Raw genomic sequence first — 16841 nt, 5'->3', positions numbered from 1 at the left:
CTCGACATCGACCGAGAGACGTTTTCTTAATGTCCTCTTTGTTTGAGAGGCCAACATTTGTTTTGGTACCTAAATGGCCGACTTGACCCAGAGCGATCTTCTAGACTATACCAATCAACAGATCGGCAACCGCCCTTGCTCCCGATCGCCTCTCCCGCTCGCCTTTCCTTCACGCCTTCTCGACGGGATTGCCGAGGGGCGATCGCCCCCACTCGATTTCCCCGATGGAGGCTCTCGGATGCAGGAGCGCGAGGCATCGATGGCCATCCCCCCAAGGGTCGCACTCGTCAACGGACTCGGCAGGTCACCCGCTCCCCTTTCCCCCGAGCGGGTGGAAAGGGACTCAATCGGTAGAGTAGACTCGGATCCAAACGAGTCCGCCTGGAAGCCGTCGAGTGTTACTCGTCCCTCGCGATCGCGAGGGAGTGACCTGGGATCTGAGTTTGAATATAGTTACCCCTATTTCTGCATCTTTATAAAGCCGAAAAGCAAAAGCTGATAACGGACTGCCAAAGGAAGGAAAGCGAAATACACCCATGTCTAGCATCCAACATCAATTCACCGTTCACTTCTGGGGCGTGCGTGGGAGCATTGCATGTCCCGGTGCCGAAACCGTCCGCTATGGAGGCAATACGCCTTGCGTTGAAATGCGCGTGGGTGGGACTCGCCTGATTTTTGATGGCGGCACCGGACTGCGAGTCTTAGGACAATCCCTGCTCTCGCAAATGCCCGTAGAAGCCTACATGTTCTTCACCCACTCCCATTGGGATCACATTCAAGGATTTCCCTTTTTCGTTCCGGCGTTTGTCAAGGGGAATCGCTTTCACGTTTACGGGGCCGTCGCTCCCAACGGTTCGACCATCGAGCAGCGCCTCAACGATCAAATGCTCCATCCCAACTTTCCGGTTCCCTTACAAATTATGGGCGCCCAATTGTCGTTTAACGACCTCGAAATCGGCAAAACCGTTGAAATTGGAGATATTGTCGTCGAAACCGCCTTGTTAAACCATCCCGGCGAAGCCGTCGGCTATCGGGTCAACTGGAAAGGCTATGCTGCCGCTTACATTACCGATACCGAACATTTTCCCGATCGCCTCGATGAAAATGTCGCTTGGTTGGCTCGCAATGCCGACGTGATGATTTACGACGCCACTTATACCGACGAAGAGTATTACTCGAAGACGACCTCGAAAGAGGGGTGGGGTCATTCTACCTGGCAAGAAGCAGTGAAAGTGGCCAAAGCGGCGAAAGTGAAAAAATTGGTCATTTTCCACCACGATCCGTTGCACAACGACGACTTTTTAGACCGAGTAGGGGAAGAAGCAGCGCAACAATTCCCCAACTGCGTGATGGCGCGCGAAGGACTCTCGATTCAGTTAATTCCGCCGTCGGAAGACCATAACAACGCAGCGTCCGATTCGTCCTCGGTCAAAGAAGCCAAAGTCTCGGCATAAATCGATTCTGGCCGAAGTGATGGTCGAAGATCGCCGATTGGCGTCCCGTCCGGCAATCAGTGGGCGATCGCGCCGACGGACGCGGGGTCGGGGGATTGAGCGATCGCCGCTTTGCCGTTGGATCCCCCTCGATCTCCAGACGACTTTTTCCGAGCTGCCGTCGAGAAGAGACGGTTATGTGTCAAAATGTAAAGCGTGTGGATAACATCTTCTTTATCAACGGCTCTAACTCCAACCTTGGTTGCCCTGGGAAACTTTGACGGCTTGCATTTGGGGCATCGTCAAGTCGTGCAGCCGATTTTACATAAAGACTTGGCGCGCCAAGGGTCGATCCGGGACAAACGAATCATACAAAACCCGTCTTGTCAAGAGCTGGCGGCCCGATCGCCGGGAAACGAGGGAGAATCGGGCGATCGCGAGTCGGCAGGCGGGTCGCGCGAGGGCGGCGATCGGGCCTACCCGAGCGTGGTGACCTTCAACCCGCACCCGCAAGAATTCTTTTCCGGCCAACGTCGCATCCTGTTGACCCCACCCAACGAAAAAGTCAAACAGTTAGAAGCGATGGGAGTCGAGCAGCTCGTGTTGTTGCCCTTCGATCGCGAATTGGCGCAAATGACCCCGGAAGAATTCGTCGAAGAGATTCTGATCGAACGCCTGCAAGCCAAGCGGATCGCCGTCGGGGAAGATTTTCGCTTCGGTCGGCATCGATCCGGCACCGTGCGCGACTTAGAGGCGATCGCCGCCCCTCACGGCATCGACGTATTTATCGTCCCCTTACAAACCGCCGAAAACGAACGGATCAGCAGTTCCGCAATCCGCACCTGCCTGCAAAACGGCAACGTCCAACGAGCCAATCGCTTGCTCGGTCGGCCTTACAGCCTCGTCGGTACGGTCGTGCACGGTCGGCAACTCGGTCGCACCCTGGGCTTTCCCACCGCCAACGTGCAGGTTCCCCCCCAAAAATTCTTACCGCAATACGGCGTCTATGCAGTCCGCGCGAGCTGGGAGTGCGACAACGGCGGACCGTTGCCCCTTCCCGGAGTGACCAACATCGGCTGTCGTCCCACGGTAGAAGGCAACTTAGAAGTGAGCGTCGAAGTTCACTTATTCGACTATTGCGCAGACTTGTACGGAAAAACCCTAACCGTCGAACTGGTGGGATTCGTGCGCCCCGAACAAAAATTCGGCTCCCTCGACGCCCTCAAAGCCCAAATTCAGGCCGATTGTGACAGCGCCCGCCAAATCTTAGAAAACGCCGACAGGTGAGAGGTCGGGATGTAAAAGGCACAGATTATAATACGGGGGACTGAAGCTAGCTTCGCGCGCGATCGCCCCTACCCCCAAAGCCCGGGAGCGAGCGGGAACTGGCGATCGGTCTGTCACTGTCGCCGAAACTGAGATCGTAATGAGAGAACGAGTCGATCGCCTCAAACAAAACTTAGCCCGTACCATCGTCGGCAAATCCGACGCGATTCGTCTGGTCTTAGTCGCCTTATTTTCCGGGGGACACGTCTTGCTCGAAGACGTTCCCGGCGTCGGGAAAACCCTATTAGCCAAATCCCTCGCCCGCTCGATCGCCGGACGCTTCCAACGCATCCAATGTACCCCCGACCTGCTGCCGACGGACATCACCGGAACCAACATCTGGAATCCCCGTAGCGGCGAATTCGAGTTTCTCCCCGGTCCGGTATTCGCCAACGTGCTGCTCGCCGACGAAATCAACCGCGCCACCCCGCGCACCCAGTCCGCCTTACTCGAAGTCATGGAAGAGCGGCAAGTCACCGTCGATGGGGTCTCGCGCAACGTTCCCCAACCCTTTTTTACGATCGCCACCCAAAATCCGATCGAATATCAGGGCACCTTTCCCCTTCCCGAAGCCCAGATGGACCGCTTCACCCTGTCGCTGTCCCTCGGCTATCCCAGCGAAGCCGAAGAACTGCAAATGCTCGACCAAAAGCGACAAAACATTACCGTTGCCGACCTCGAACCCTGTATTGAATTAGAAGAAGTTCTCGAATTGCGACGGGCCTGCCAGCAAGTCGAAGTCGAAACCTCCGTACAGCAGTACATTCTCAACCTCGTCCGCAGCACCCGGGTTTCCGAAGCGATCGCCCTCGGGGTCAGCCCGCGCGGGGCCGTCGCCCTCCAAAAAGCAAGCCAAGCCCTCGCCTTTCTCGACGGGCGCGATTACGTCATTCCCGACGACGTGAAATTTTTAAGCCCCCACGTCTTGGCCCATCGCATGGTCCCGGCGGGAGGGCGACGCGCTAAAACCATTGTCGAGCAGTTGTTGCAATCGATCGCCATTCCCTAAAGTCCGATCGTTCCTCCTTCCTCCTCGTCGAGCCGCTATGTCCAGCAAACCCAGTTCCAGACCCATTTTTAAGTTTCGGCGGCGATCGCCCGCCCTCCTGCTGCTCCTCCTGCTGTTCTGGAGCCTGATGATCTCCATCGGGTTGGCCCGGGCGATCGAACCGCCCCAACGGCCCGGGGCGATCGATCCGGTACCGCCCCAATCCCAACTCGCCCTCGGTCGCGACCTCTATCTCGAAGCCTGCGCCGAGTGCCACCTCGCCGTCCCTCCCGGGGTCTTGCCCACCCAAACTTGGAAAACCCTGCTCGAAGATAGTAACCACTACGGGCAGCAAATTACACCCCTGGTCGATCCGACCCGCTTGCTCGTCTGGAAATACCTCAACCTGTACTCCCGACCCCTGAGCGCCGACGAACCCGTTCCCTATCGCCTCGCCGAATCCCAACCCTTCCGCGCGCTCCATCCCCGAGTCGAGTTTGCCAGCCCCGTCACCCTCAATAGCTGTGCAACTTGCCATCCCGGAGCCAAAACCTATAACTTCGGCACCCTGACCCCAGAATGGGAAAACGCCGAATAGCGGGCGCGTTGCGGGCGATCGCCCTCCGAAGTCAGTCACCGGAGACTCGGGTGATAGGATGAAGATAATGCAATCTTTCTCAGGCCACCAACCTCAGTCAAGCTGGCCGCCCGCCAAGCTCCCTTAAAATACTTTTAAAGTACCGTCACTCTCCTGCCATGCTTAAAAATCTGCTAGGCGATCCGAACGCCCGCAAGCTGAAAAGATACAAGCCGCTCGTCGCCGATATCAACGTCCTGGAAGAAGATATCCAAGTTCTCAGCGACGAGGAACTGCGCAATAAAACCCAAGAGTTCAAACAGCGAGTGGCGCAAGCCAAATCCTACGGTGAAGAACGAGAAATCATGGACGAGCTGCTTCCGGAAGCCTTTGCGGTAGTCCGGGAAGCAGGACGGCGCGTGCTGGGGATGCGTCACTTCGACGTTCAGTTACTCGGGGGGATTATCCTTCACGACGGCCAAATCGCCGAAATGAAGACGGGGGAAGGTAAAACCCTCGTCGCTACCTTGCCCTCCTATTTAAACGCCCTGAGCGGTAAAGGCGTCCATATCGTCACCGTCAACGACTACCTCGCCCGTCGGGACGCCGAATGGATGGGTCAGGTTCACCGCTTTTTAGGCTTGAGCGTGGGGCTGATCCAACAGGGGATGTCGCCGAGCGAGCGGAAGAAAAACTACGGTTGCGATATCACCTACTGCACCAACTCCGAACTCGGATTTGACTACCTGCGCGATAACATGGCGACGGCGATGGCGGACGTGGTGCAACGACCCTTTAACTACTGCGTGATCGACGAAGTGGATTCGGTGTTGATCGACGAAGCGCGCACGCCGTTGATTATTTCCGGTCAAGTCGAACGTCCTACGGAGAAATACACGAAAGCCACGACGATCGCGGCGTCGCTCAACAAAGACGAACATTACGAAGTAGACGAGAAAGCCCGCAATATTATTCTCGCCGACGAAGGATTTGCCCGCGCCGAAGAACTGCTCGAAGTCACCGACCTCTACGATCCGGCAGATCCGTGGGCGCACTACGTGTTTAACGCGATTAAAGCGAAAGAACTGTTTATTAAAGACGTTAACTATATCGTCCGTCAGGGAGAGGTGGTGATCGTTGACGAGTTTACCGGACGGGTGATGCCCGGACGGCGGTGGAGTGACGGACTGCACCAGGCGATCGAAGCTAAAGAACACGTCGATATTCAACCGGAAACCCAAACCCTGGCCACGATTACCTATCAAAACTTTTTCTTGCTCTATCCCAAATTGGCAGGGATGACGGGAACCGCCAAAACGGAAGAGGCGGAATTCGAGAAGATTTACAACTTGCAAGTGACGGTGATTCCGACCAACCGCCCCTTACGTCGGAAAGATATGTCCGATGTGGTGTATAAGACCGAACAGGGCAAGTGGAAGGCGATCGCCGACGAATGCGCCGAAATGCACGAACTCGGACGCCCGGTACTGGTGGGAACCACCAGCGTCGAGAAATCGGAAGTCCTCAGCCAATTGCTGCACCAACTCGAAATTCCCCACAATCTGCTCAACGCCAAACCGGAGAACGTCGAACGGGAATCGGAAATCGTCGCCCAAGCGGGACGCAAAGGCGCGGTAACCCTGGCGACGAACATGGCGGGACGCGGAACGGACATCATCTTAGGCGGGAACGCCGAGTATATGGCCCGCTTGAAAGTGCGCGAATATTTGATGCCCCAAATCGTGCGCCCGGAAGAAGATGACTCGTTTGCGGCTCCCAGTGGGGTTCCCGGCGCCGGAAGCAAGGATAAAGCTCAAGGGTTTACCCCCGGGAAAAAGGTGAAAAGCTGGAAGGCGTCGCCGCAAATTTTCCCGACGGAATTGAGTGCGGAAACGGAAAAACTGCTCAAAGAAGCGGTCAAGTTTGCGGTGAATCAGTACGGGGAACAAAGTTTGCCCGAATTGGAAGCGGAAGATAAGGTGGCGGTGGCGTCGGAGAAAGCGCCGACCAGCGATCCGGTGATTCAAAAACTGCGCGAAGTGTACAACCGGATTTTGGAAGAGTACGAACAATTTACCCATCGCGAACACGAGGAAGTGGTCGGACTCGGCGGTCTGCACGTGATCGGAACGGAACGTCACGAGTCGCGCCGAATTGACAACCAGTTGCGCGGACGGGCCGGACGCCAAGGGGACCCGGGTTCGACGAAGTTTTTCTTGAGTTTGCAAGATAACTTGCTGCGGATTTTCGGGGGCGATCGCGTCGCCGGACTGATGAACGCTTTCCACGTGGAAGAAGATATGCCGATCGAGTCGGGAATGCTGACGCGATCGCTCGAAGGCGCTCAGAAAAAGGTGGAAACCTACTACTACGACATCCGCAAACAGGTCTTCGAGTACGACGAGGTGATGAATAACCAACGTCGCGCCATCTACGCCGAACGCCGCCGGGTTCTCGAAGGTCAAGACCTCAAAGAACAGGTGATCAAGTACGCCGAACAAACGATGGATGACATCGTCAATTACTATGTCAATCCGGAATTGCCTTCGGAAGAATGGGACCTCGAAAATCTGGTGAGCAAGGTTAAAGAGTTCGTCTACTTGCTCGCGGACATGCAAGCGAGTCAACTCGAAGACTTGAATGTAGACGAAATTAAAACGTTCCTCCACGAACAAGCTCGGATCGCTTACGACATTAAAGAAGCTCAAGTCGAGCAGATCCAACCCGGTTTGATGCGTCAAGCGGAACGCTTCTTTATCCTCCAGCAGATCGATACCCTCTGGCGGGAACACTTGCAGCAGATGGACGCTTTGCGCGAGTCGGTGGGGTTACGCAGTTACGGTCAAAAAGACCCGTTGATCGAATACAAGAGCGAAGGTTACGAACTGTTCCTCGATATGATGACCGACATTCGCCGCAATGTGGTTTACTCGCTGTTCCAATTCCAGCCCCAGGTTCAACCTGCGGCGCAAACGGCGTCCCAAAACGTTTAGGATCCATTTGAATAAAACCTCGGCAGTTGACGGATTTTTCGATACTGTCGGGGTTTTTGATGAGACCGCTAAGTGCTCCGTTTGTGTGATTGAGTTTCGTGGATATTTATAAAAGCGTCCTGCGTCCGATTATTTTTTCCGGGGTACAACCGGATCCGGAATGGTGGCATCACCAAACGATGCAAGTGTTGAGTTGGCTCGATCGCGGCGGGGATCGTTTTCCCACGGGGGCGATCGCCTCTCAATTAACACGAGCTTACTGCATCGAAGATTCCCGCTTATCGGTAGATTTGTGGGGGGTGTCGTTTCCCAATCCTCTGGGATTGGCGGCGGGATTCGATAAAAATGGGGTGGCGTCGCGGGTATGGTCGCGTCTGGGGTTCGGTTTTGCGGAGTTGGGAACGGTGACGTTGCACGCGCAACCGGGAAACCCGCGCCCGCGTATGTTTCGCCTGCCGGACGATCGCGCCGCCCTCAATCGGATGGGGTTTAATAATGGCGGGGCCGAGGCGCTGTCCCGACGGCTGCAAGGGACTCGCGAACCGGGCGATCGCCCCTTCCCGATTCCGATTGGGATTAATTTGGGCAAGTCGAAAATTACGCCCCTGGATGAGGCGCCCCAAGATTATCTCGCCAGTTTTCGCCTGTTAAAAGATTTAGGCGATTATTTCGTGGTCAACGTGTCGTCGCCGAATACCCCGGGACTGCGATCGCTACAAGAAGGGAGCCAATTGGCGGGGATTTTCGACGCTTTACAACAGGAAAATCGAGGCCAAAAACCGATTTTAGTTAAAATTGCCCCAGATTTGGAGTGGGAGGCCATTGCCGAGGCGATCGCCGTCGCCCGACGCTACGATCTGGCCGGGGCGATCGCCACGAATACGACGATCCGCCGGGATGGACTGGTGACCGAAATGCTGAATTTAACGGGTAATCCGGTCCGTGAAGAAGCGGGCGGCTTGAGTGGCGCCCCCTTGCGCGCGCGATCGACGGAAATTATTCGGTTTATCTGGCAGCAAACTGAGGGGAACTTCCCCATTATCGGCATTGGCGGCATCTTTAGTGCCGAGGACGCTTGGGAAAAAATTACGGCGGGAGCCAGTTTGCTCGAAGTTTACACGGGTTTGATTTACGAAGGACCGGGAATGGTGCGCCGCATCCTCGAAGGATTGCTCGAAAAACTCGACGCCGAAGGACTCAGCCATCTGTCCCAAGCGGTCGGGATCGCCAATAAAATCTAAAAAAATCTAAAATCTAAAAAAATCTAAAATCTACAATGCTTTGGACTGCATGGCTTGATTGGCGCATTGGGGTGGCTGTGGCGACGGCGATCGCTCTGTTGCTCCCCTTAATTTTGAGTTCCTACATCAGACTCGCCACCCGAGGCGATCGCTATTACGACCTCGATCTCATTCCCAACCAACCCGTGGCGATCGTCTTCGGCGCCGGAGTCTGGGAAGACGGTTCCCCCACCCCCATGCTCGCCGATCGCGTGCAAGCTGCGGTAGATTTGTATAAAAATGGACGAGTCAGCAAAATTTTGATGACTGGGGACAACAGCACTCCCCATTACAACGAAGTCGCCGCCATGCAGCGCTATGCCGAAGGGCGAGGTATTCCCCGCGAAGCCATTACCCTCGACTATGCCGGATTCAGCACTTACGAAAGCTGCTACCGCGCCCGCGAAATTTTCGGCATTACCCACGCCGTCCTCGTGACTCAGCGTTTTCACCTCCCCCGCGCCGTCTACACCTGCCGCACGATGGGAATCGAAGCCGTTGGCTTGGGAACCCCCGATTGGGGCAAATTTCGCGACGATTCGATGCGTTACTATAGCTTCCGAGAAGTCCTCGCCGGGATTAAAGCCTTGTGGGAAGTCCATATCACTCGCCCCCGTCCCACGTTTCTCGGCCCGTTTGAGGGCCTGTCTTAGGGAAAATGTAGCAAAAATTTGCTTTTGTCAGGAATCGATCGAAATTGCACCGCCGAGTAGTACAATACAGTTCTTACGCCTCTTTTCGCCCAAACTGCGAAAGACACGCGCTAATGCGTGTCTTTCGTCGTTAAAGTTTCGATCCCTCGCCCGCTTCGATCGCGGAGATCTCCCGTTCCAAATCGACGTGGCGATCGAGATCGTCTCCCACGTTATAAACATAATTGAGCGCTTCTGGATCTTGAAGGACGTGAGCGCGCAAAAATAAAGCACTCCATCGGGCGATCGTTTCGGTGGACAGATCTTGGGCGATCGTCGGACGCACCGGGTCGCGAATGCTATCTTCGTTAGTAATCCCGTAGTGATTGGCTCCGAGGACGGTAATCAAGACTTTGGGAGGGTCTTGAATGTTCTCATACGTGGTGACGACCGCATCGAGTTGACCGCGAACCACGCCATCGCGATCGCCCGCAATCAGCCCAACCGGAATCCCCTGATTGTTTACGGGTAAAATGACCACGTCTTCCTGACTTTGATCCCGGAATGTCGTGCCATAAAATATCCCCGCTTTGAGAACTTCGGGTCGTGTGAACGACTCGCTACACAGCAGGGGAGGGCAGATGTTCTGAATCGCCGCCAGACCGACCGCACCCCCCCAAGAATGGCCGAGTAACGCGAGTAAAGACGTATCGACGAGACCATCGAGAGGGGAATCGGGATTCGTTGCTTCCGCCTCCATGTAAGTGAGAACCTCGTTGACTTGTTCCACCTGGGCAAATAATCCCGGAAACTTTTCTCCCGAAATCGGGTTAGTCAACGTCCGAAATCGATTGGGGATCACGACTACAAAGCCATAACTCGCTACGGTACTGGCAAACTCGGAATAGTCGGCTTTATCGACCAGTGCCCCCGGTAATAATAAAGCCAGAGGAAACCTCATTTCTCCATCGGTGGAGACCGCCGGATAGTAAATATCTGCCGGATCTTCCGTTCCTTCCGCAGTCGGAATCGTCGTTTCAAAACGAGAGACCGTATCGAACCGAGGTTCGGGAGTCGCGGCGGTAACGGGAATATGGGTAAAGACGGCGACTAAGACAGCACCTAGAGTGGCGAGGCTAGAATGTCGAGAATCTATTAAACTCATGCTGGTTTGAGCCAATGATTGTTTTCTCAATAGCGCACGTTTTGATGGGTCTTGAAATCAGCATTCCAAACCCTCTAGTTTGAAACGCCTTTCCGTGAATTTTAATCGATCGTCGAACAAAGATCGCTGTCAATCCAGGATTGAGAGCGAAGAAATATTTAACGCTGTCAATATTATTCCCTTGTCCGCAAAACTCACATCGTTGCTCGTCGATTTCCTCGGGACACTTGTCTCCAATCAAATATTCTAAATCCTCTGTAATCGCTAATGCCTGAATTGGCAAAAACTCTGCAAACCTCCGATAGGGAAAGGGTATTTCCCCGACTTCGCGATCGCAGATCGCAGATTTGCCATCGCTATAGTTGCGAGGATCGAACCAGAATCGATCCGCAGACAAAATCGGTCGAGCAAACGGAAGTAACGCCAACGGTTTACCACGATACATAAACGAACGTTCGGCCCCAACGAGTTCGCTATCTCCCGCCTTGAAACCGTAATATTTGACAGCTTCGCGAATTTCTGACACTGAAAAAATTGATCCAGAGCAACAATGCGGCCCTCCATCCCAAATTTTTCGATCTTCTTTCCCTTGACAGACACATGGGATCCTCTATGAGAATCCATGATGACAGATTTAACTCATATTTCCTCTTATTTTAAACTTAAGAAGGATGTCAGCTATTGCAATTCATCCTATCCTAAACATGGACATCAAAAAAATACCCAAAATCTCTCATGTTTGAAAAATTATTCACTCCCCAACAAACGGCTGATGGAGCATTGTTGAGTCACCGCCGACCGCTTAAAGGCGTGATTATCGGGGCGGGACAAGTAGGAATGGCTTGTGCTTACTCCATGCTGATTCAAAATACCCTCGACGATATGTTACTGGTGGATATCAACCAGGAAAAATTACAAGGGGAAGTGATGGACTTACTGCACGGCTTGCCCTTTGTCGAACCGACCGCCGTGCGTGCGGGAACCTTGGCAGAAAGTCGAGACCCCGATGTTGTTGTCATTACAGCCGGAGCCAAGCAAAAACAAGGCGAAACCCGCTTAGATTTGGTGCATCGCAATGTCGAAATCTTTAAAAAATTAATTCCTGAAGTTATCGAACACTGTCCGAATGCGATCGTTATTTTGGTCACCAATCCCGTCGATATCATGACTTACGTGACTTTAAAACTTTCTGGCTTACCTAACAATCAAGTGATCGGATCGGGAACCGTTCTCGATACGGCACGATTTCGCTATTTATTAGCAGATAAGTTACACCTCGATCCGCGTAGTCTGCACGCTTACATTATTGGCGAACATGGCGATAGTGAAGTTCCGGTCTGGAGTAAAGTAAATATTGCTGGGATGAATTTATGCGGGACGGGAATTGAAGATTGTCTCGAACAAGAAGCCGATAAATTAAATGAAATCTTCCATCAAGTTAAAAATGCCGCCTATGAAGTGATCGAACGCAAAGGCGCCACCTCTTATGCGATTGGTCTGGGGGTAACCCAAATTGTGAAAGCACTTTTGAGAAATCAAAATCGGGTTTTAACGGTCAGCACGCTGATTAATGGGATTCATGGGATTAACGATATTTGTTTGAGTCTTCCCGCCGTAGTTAATCGTCAGGGAGTTACGCAAATTTTGAATTTATCGTTAACGGAAAATGAGGAAAAAATGCTGCAAAATTCAGCACGGGTTATGGGTGAAACGATCGCCTCTCTGAATTTATAAATTAATTTTGACTGTAATTGACAACGAGATTTTCTCGTAAATCTCAAAGAAGGCAGATTGTCGGGATCTGTCTTTTTTTATGAGTTTTTATCAGATCGAGTTATAAGCTATAGCAGTTCTAAATCAGTTGAATTGAATCTGAAATAGACCTTGTAAAATCGCCAAGTTTCTGTAGGGACAAGGCAATGCCTTGTCCCTAGCATCCCTGAATTTTAAAACTAATTTAGGATAGCTATATTAGCCATTGAAACTCCATGAGTAAGGTCAGCCATCTTCCTAAAAACATGATAAATATTTCTGGGATCCGGGCATCTTATGCGTCCTTTTACACGATTGTAGGGTATTTTGTAGGGAATCGATCCTCTCAGATACAGAAATGCCACCATAAATCACTACATTTTTAGGGCGCTGTTTCTCGACGATCGCTTATTGTAGACATCGACCTTGACGTTACGATTGACAACGTTTATGTTGTTATTGTATGCCCAAAATTTCCGATCGCTCGTTCGGGTTAAATCATTTACTTTTACCCGTAAAAATAAAAATAGATTGCCGTATTTTTGCAACTGACGATAGTTAAAAATACTCAAATGGCTATTACAGGGACTGGGCGATCGCTCTAAAAATTTCCGTGATGTCGGATCGCTTCTATTTTTATTTTATTATTTTATTTTGAAAGGCGTTCCTACTTCAAATTCTCTGGAAATTACAGTCCGTATTTTGACGTTATTAAAACTATGAAATTCCAGAAGTCGGCGAAACCGCCTAGGAGAGGCGATCGCCCATCACTTAAAATCCCCGCAAAAATTATCTATCTTTCTAGTCAAACTATTATTGCACTTTTACTCTTTGAAATCGCTTTAGATGGAACAATGGCAGGGCGATCGCAAGAAATTGTTCCGGCGGAAGATAGCACCGAAACAACGGTAATTCAACAAGAAAATCAACTGCAAATTCAAGGGGGAAAAACCTCTGGCGACGGTCAAAACTTATTTCATAGTTTTCAAGAATTTGGCTTGCAGATCGGTCAAACTGCTAATTTCATGTCTCAACCCGAAATTAGAAATATTTTCGGGCGTGTTACTGGCGGTCAGCCTTCTTTTATTGACGGACAACTGAGAGTCACTGGAAGTCATGCAAATTTATTTTTAATGAATCCGTCGGGTATTGTTTTCGGTCGAAATGCTACCTTAGACTTGTCCGGTTCTTTTGCGGCGACAACGGCAACGGGAATCGGTTTCGATCGCGGAACATTTCATGCATTTGGAAATAATAATTATACCAATTTAGTATCCGAACCGCGCGGATTTTATTTGGATCCAAATTCATCGGGAAATTTGGTCAGTCTCGGGGATTTGAACGTTCGATCCGGGCAATCTTTACTCTTAGCGGCAGGAACGATCGCGATCGCGGGCAATTTACGCGCCCCGGAAGGGAAGGTCACCGTTGCGGCGATCGCGGGTAAGCCATTTGTACGTCTTTCGCAATCCGGTTACTTGCTCAATTTAGAGATAGAAAACACTGCATTTAACTCGTTGCCTATTGATTTAAAACCTTTGGATTTGCCCGAATTACTGACAGGAAATCCTATCGGTCATGCAACGGCGATCGCCCTCAATGCGGCGGGAGAACCGACACTGATCGGGTCGGGTTTGACGATCCTCCCGGGGAATGGAGCGATCGGCGATCTCCCCCAAATAGAGGCCGGAGAAGTGAGTTTATTCAGCTCACAAAGTCTCAAGATCGAAGGCGCTCGCCTTCAATCCACAGGAGATCTCAACCTTCACGCCGGGGGAATCCTGACGATTCGAGCAGGAACCGCCGGATTTGGCGCGATCGCGGGAAACGATCTCACCTTGAGGGGCGATCGGGCGATCGATATCCTCGCCTTTGAGTCCCTCCCCGGTTCGGCGGCGACCTTCCAAGCAAACGGAGATATCACCTTACTCAGTGACGGTCTGGTTTCCGGTGATGCTCACTTCGATACTGGCGGAAACTTCGCGATCGCCCAACTCAACGGCGACGCGGCCAATTTTTTGAGTATATACGATCCGATTATTACGTCCGAGGGAAGTGTGAGTTTTGGCGACTACCAAGGCGCCTCACTCAAAGTAGAAGCGCGAGGCTCGATCTCGGGGGGTAATATTACGATCGATCGCCCGGATTTGAGTTTGTCCGACTCCGACGATCCGGACGTGGAGATTTTGCGCAGTCGTCCCAGTTTGATTCTGCGATCGGGGGTCGCCAACTTAGAGAATCCCGTGAATGTTCCACCCCTCCAAATGCAGGAAGGGACTGTTTTTACAGCAGTTCCCGGACTCAATCAAAATATTTCTGTAGGTACGATCGCCACTGCAGGCGGTCCGGTAATTCTTGATAGTCCCGGTCAAATTATTTTCGACTCGATCTCCAGTGGAGGCGGCGCGATCGATCTGTCGGCAGGTGATACGATCGTCGCTACAGGAACGATCGACTCTGCAGGCGGTTCGATCGCGATCGTCACCGGGAATTTTCTACGGGTCAATAACAGTTTTAGTGCCCCCAACGGCATTGAAGCAAGTATTTCAAGTGCGGACAATAATGGTGGTGGCGGTGAGATTTTCATTCGCCATGCAGGGAGTACGACGACACCCTTTATTGTCGGAGATTCTAGCACTAACGGGACTACAGCCGCAATCACGACGGGATCGCAAACTCTCTCACCTCAATTTGCAATCCCCGTTCCTCCAGAAATATATAATCAAGGGAATTTAACCATTGAAACGACTGCAGATCGACCTAGCGAACCTAACGTCCAACCCAGCGAACCTAGCGAACCTAGCGCCCAACCCAGCGAACCTAGCGCCCAACCTAGCGAACCCAGCGAACCTAGCGAACCGATCTCATCCCCAACTATAGAACCAATTCCCAGGGAACCTGAAAGTCCCAGTCCTGGGGTCAATTCTACCAATGGCGAAGCTGTCAGTCCTCCCGAACCGCCCAATAATCGGGAACCGCCCAATAATCCGGAACCACCCAATAATCCCGAACCGCCAACGTTGACCCCCGCGATCGATGAATTTCCGGATAATAGTGAGAGAGAGCCGACGCCGACGCCAGCACAACCGATCCAACCGCCCGAGATCGCCCCTCAACCTCCTGTAATCACTGACAATGGCGGCGCAATCAGCAACGAACAACCGCCCAATTCCGGCGATCGCGGGGGAGAGGCGATCGCCCCCGACCTTCCAGCTTCTCCGATTGTGACTCCCGAACCGACACAAGTGCGATTACCGGATCCCGCGATCGCCAATGTCCTGACGCAAATAGGGAATTCGGTGAATTTGAGTGATTTTTCAGCAAGCGAAAATCGCGATCGTGGGCCGTTACCTCAAGACAATTCCTTCACCTTAAAAACGGTCAGTTCTCAAGAAATTGGTCGCTTAATTGATGAAGGAGATCTTCCTCAAGCCACTCTATTTCTCGATGTTTTTTTTAGTGAAGAACTCGGAGGCTATCTCAATCGAGAAGTTACTCGCGAACTCAATTCTTTTAGTGCCGTTCAGCAACGAATTAGCAAAATTCCTCGGGAAATTGGAACTCAACCCGCGATTATTTACACTTTTTCTCGCGAGGATCGACTCGATCTAATTTTAGTTCCTCCCAGTGGATTTCCCATTCACAAAGCGATCCGATCTGCGGATAGTGCCAGTCTTGAAAAAATTGTCAATCAATTTCGTAATAAAATTACGGATCCGAAAAGTTTACACCTCACCCGCTATTTACAAGATTCACAACAACTCTACGATTGGATCGTCCGTCCTTTAGAAAACGATTTAAACCGTTTGGGAATCGAAACGTTAGTTTTTTCAATGGATGAAGGATTGCGATCGATTCCTTTGGCTGCTTTGCACGATGGAGATCGCTTTCTCGTCGAAAAATATGGTGTAGCTTTAGTGCCCAGTATTAACCTCACGGATACACGTTACCACAACTTAAAAAATGCAAGTGTTTTGGCAATGGGAGCCTCTTATTTTGAAGAATTAATTCCATTGCCTGGAGTTCCTTTAGAAGTTGCTAACTTACAAAAAATTTGGTCGGGTAAAGTCTTTTTAAATAACGAATTTACGCCCAATAATCTACAACAACAACGAGAAATTGGAAAATTTGCGATCGTTCATTTGGCCACCCATGTTGCTTTCAATCCCGGTCAACCGGAACAGTCTTTTATTCAATTTTGGGATGCCAAATTGGCGATCGAGCGTATTCGCCAATTTGGTTGGAACGATCCCCCGGTGAATTTATTAGTTTTAAGCGCTTGCGAGACCGCCTTGGGCGATCGCAAAGCTGAATTAGGATTTGCCGGATTGGCGGTACAAGCTGGGGTTAAAAGCGCCTTGGGGAGTTTGTGGTACGTCAGCGATCGCGGAACCTTAGCCTTGATGACGGAATTCTACGCTCAATTACGTCGAAATCCGATTAAAGTCGATGCTTTACGTAAGGCTCAAGTTGCCGCTATTCGCGGTGAATTGAGAATTGAAAACAACCATTTAATTGCCGATCGGGGTAACTTTGAAATTGATTTACCGCCAGAGCTCCAGCACGGGACAGATCCCGATTTAAGTCATCCTTACTATTGGTCGGCATTTACTTTAGTCGGTAGTCCTTGGTAAACTTATCTGGCTTGACGCGAACCTATAGTTATTTTATTTTTTATCTCATTTAGGAAACTTT

12 protein-coding genes are annotated in these 16841 nt (G+C 51.5%); 9 read left to right on the top strand and 3 right to left on the bottom strand.

The genetic code is table 11. From position 1 onward, the window contains the following. The first annotated feature begins 536 nt into the window (after nt 1–536). On the top strand, nt 537–1454 hold the full coding sequence (locus HCG48_RS24080) for an MBL fold metallo-hydrolase (protein ID WP_168571445.1): 918 nt from the start codon (nt 537–539) through the stop codon (nt 1452–1454). A gap of 56 nt (nt 1455–1510) precedes the next feature. On the opposite strand, the gene HCG48_RS26640 is transcribed toward HCG48_RS24080, so the two are convergent. Beyond that, nucleotides 1511–1639, bottom strand: coding sequence for a hypothetical protein (locus HCG48_RS26640; protein WP_281362052.1), 129 nt, complete (start codon nt 1637–1639; stop codon nt 1511–1513). Between the two features lie 10 nt (nt 1640–1649). Between HCG48_RS26640 and HCG48_RS24075 the strand changes: the two genes are divergently transcribed. From HCG48_RS24075 to HCG48_RS24050, 6 genes are all read left to right on the top strand, one after another. Then, entirely contained in the window at nt 1650–2720 is a 1071-nt protein-coding gene (locus HCG48_RS24075; protein ID WP_168571444.1) for a bifunctional riboflavin kinase/FAD synthetase, read from the top strand. 139 nt (nt 2721–2859) lie between these two features. Beyond that, nucleotides 2860–3768 (top strand): AAA family ATPase, encoded by a 909-nt coding sequence (locus tag HCG48_RS24070; protein WP_168571443.1) that lies wholly within the window; start codon nt 2860–2862, stop codon nt 3766–3768. Nucleotides 3769–3805: 37 nt separating this feature from the next. Next, entirely contained in the window at nt 3806–4345 is a 540-nt protein-coding gene (locus tag HCG48_RS24065; protein WP_168571442.1) for a diheme cytochrome C, read from the top strand. 158 nt (nt 4346–4503) lie between these two features. Further along, nucleotides 4504–7317, top strand: coding sequence for a preprotein translocase subunit SecA (secA, locus tag HCG48_RS24060; protein ID WP_168571441.1), 2814 nt, complete (start codon nt 4504–4506; stop codon nt 7315–7317). A 98-nt stretch (nt 7318–7415) separates the two neighbouring features. Continuing rightward, complete coding sequence (locus HCG48_RS24055; protein WP_168571440.1) at nt 7416–8558, top strand: quinone-dependent dihydroorotate dehydrogenase; 1143 nt, start codon at nt 7416–7418, stop codon at nt 8556–8558. A gap of 35 nt (nt 8559–8593) precedes the next feature. After that, nucleotides 8594–9250 carry a SanA/YdcF family protein gene (locus tag HCG48_RS24050; protein WP_168571439.1) on the top strand — a complete coding sequence of 219 codons (657 nt, stop codon included), beginning with the start codon at nt 8594–8596 and terminating at the stop codon, nt 9248–9250. A 130-nt stretch (nt 9251–9380) separates the two neighbouring features. Here HCG48_RS24050 and HCG48_RS24045 read toward each other — a convergent pair whose 3' ends face one another. Both HCG48_RS24045 and HCG48_RS24040 read right to left on the bottom strand, forming a co-directional pair. Further along, nucleotides 9381–10394 carry an alpha/beta hydrolase family protein gene (locus HCG48_RS24045; RefSeq protein ID WP_168571438.1) on the bottom strand — a complete coding sequence of 338 codons (1014 nt, stop codon included), beginning with the start codon at nt 10392–10394 and terminating at the stop codon, nt 9381–9383. Continuing rightward, a complete protein-coding gene (locus HCG48_RS24040) occupies nt 10366–10920 on the bottom strand; it encodes a hypothetical protein (RefSeq protein ID WP_168571437.1) in 555 nt (184 codons plus the stop codon). The genes HCG48_RS24045 and HCG48_RS24040 overlap by 29 nt, the downstream gene beginning before the upstream one ends. Before the next feature lie 209 nt (nt 10921–11129). On the opposite strand from HCG48_RS24040, the gene HCG48_RS24035 reads away from it, so the two are divergent. Beyond that, nucleotides 11130–12128, top strand: coding sequence for an L-lactate dehydrogenase (locus HCG48_RS24035; protein ID WP_168571436.1), 999 nt, complete (start codon nt 11130–11132; stop codon nt 12126–12128). Between the two features lie 737 nt (nt 12129–12865). After that, nucleotides 12866–16780, top strand: coding sequence for a CHAT domain-containing protein (locus HCG48_RS24030; protein WP_246259737.1), 3915 nt, complete (start codon nt 12866–12868; stop codon nt 16778–16780). Nucleotides 16781–16841: the final 61 nt, after the last annotated feature.

The organism is Oxynema aestuarii AP17, assembly GCF_012295525.1.
Taxonomy (GTDB): Bacteria; Cyanobacteriota; Cyanobacteriia; order Cyanobacteriales; family Laspinemataceae; genus Oxynema; species Oxynema aestuarii.
Note: the sequence above shows the minus strand (reverse complement) of the source record. Positions and strands in the feature narration are given on the sequence as shown.

What these genes read in the sequence shown, in the direction of transcription:
- HCG48_RS24065 (WP_168571442.1), top strand. Translation starts at nt 3,806, where the DNA reads ATGTCCAGCAAACCCAGTTCCAGACCCATTTTTAAGTTTCGGCGGCGA.
- secA (WP_168571441.1), top strand. Translation starts at nt 4,504, where the DNA reads ATGCTTAAAAATCTGCTAGGCGATCCGAACGCCCGCAAGCTGAAAAGA.
- HCG48_RS24080 (WP_168571445.1), top strand. Translation starts at nt 537, where the DNA reads ATGTCTAGCATCCAACATCAATTCACCGTTCACTTCTGGGGCGTGCGT.
- HCG48_RS24030 (WP_246259737.1), top strand. Translation starts at nt 12,866, where the DNA reads ATGAAATTCCAGAAGTCGGCGAAACCGCCTAGGAGAGGCGATCGCCCA.
- HCG48_RS24035 (WP_168571436.1), top strand. Translation starts at nt 11,130, where the DNA reads ATGTTTGAAAAATTATTCACTCCCCAACAAACGGCTGATGGAGCATTG.
- HCG48_RS24045 (WP_168571438.1), bottom strand. Translation starts at nt 10,394, where the DNA reads ATGAGTTTAATAGATTCTCGACATTCTAGCCTCGCCACTCTAGGTGCT.
- HCG48_RS24050 (WP_168571439.1), top strand. Translation starts at nt 8,594, where the DNA reads ATGCTTTGGACTGCATGGCTTGATTGGCGCATTGGGGTGGCTGTGGCG.
- HCG48_RS24070 (WP_168571443.1), top strand. Translation starts at nt 2,860, where the DNA reads ATGAGAGAACGAGTCGATCGCCTCAAACAAAACTTAGCCCGTACCATC.